This is a genomic window from Streptomyces sp. NPDC031274, from assembly GCF_055570235.1.
In genome coordinates, this window is the sequence record NZ_JBVIHP010000526.1 from 1 (window position 1) to 1005 (window position 1005).

At 65.3% G+C, this 1005-nt stretch carries 1 protein-coding gene; it reads right to left on the minus strand.

Annotation, left to right across the window (positions count from 1 at the left end; genetic code table 11):
• A partial coding sequence (locus ACZ5CR_RS47685; RefSeq protein ID WP_468870343.1) for an IS110 family transposase occupies positions 1 to 570 on the minus strand: 570 nt, incomplete at its 3' end.
• Between the last annotated feature and the right edge of the window lie 435 nt (positions 571 to 1005).

Genomic DNA, 1005 nt, shown 5'->3' on the forward strand with positions numbered 1-1005 from the left:
TACCTCCTGGTCACCTTCGCGCAGCTGCAGGCACGCCAGAATCAGCGCTCGTCGCTTCAGACTCCGCAACTCCTCTCGCAGGGCCGGATCTGCGGTGACCAAGACTGCTTTCATCTGGTTCATTGCTTGCCGTTTGGCGCGTGCGGCAGAGTCCTTGGCCATCACGTACATGCGTGCGATCTCAATCGGGCCGCTGCCGGTATTGACCGGGAACTGCGCACGGCCACTCAGCACAGATCGGGCGGCAGCAACGGCATCGCCCTCGTCCGATTTGCTGCGTCGGCGCCGGGCGGAGCGCCCCGGGCCGGGAGCCTCCACCACCTCGATGCCTGCAGACAACAAATGCCGGGACAGCGCCGCGCCGTAGTTTCCAGAACTCTCCACCCCCGCCCGGCGAACCACCCCTCGTTCACAGGCCCATTCGACAAGGCTTCGATAGCCCGTTGCCGTAGTCGGGAAGCGCTCCGTAGCCAGGACTCGCCCCAGCATCGACACCATTGCCGCCACATGGACATCACGATGCGAGTCGACCCCGAGCACCACCTCACCTGCATTAGCGGTGTGGTCCACGGCTTGGTGAGGGTCTGGCGATTCGATGGTTGATTCCCCCCGTCAGCACACGCACAAGCCCCGCCGCTGGCCCGGAGAGCGGTCGCAGATGACACGGTGCAGAGAACGCCCGCATATCAGTGCTCTAGACACGCTCACCCGGCCCAGCGTCCGAGCCCACTGCCTCGGACCGAGTCGACACAGGATCGTTAGGACACATTGGTCAAAACCGTCAGGAGCCAGTCTGCGGTGCAGGAGCAGTGCTACACGTCATGCTTCCCGAGGGCCGACCACTCCCACTCTCTACGCGCCACCAGGCGCCGCAGAAATGCCCTCAGCGCATTGGAACGCGCCCCGCGTGAAGCCGACAGGGCTGTCCGTACTACTGGCCAGCCCCACCGAGGGAGAGCCCCCAAGCCGCGTGGCGCTTACAGGTGCGGACGATTGCGCGCCGGG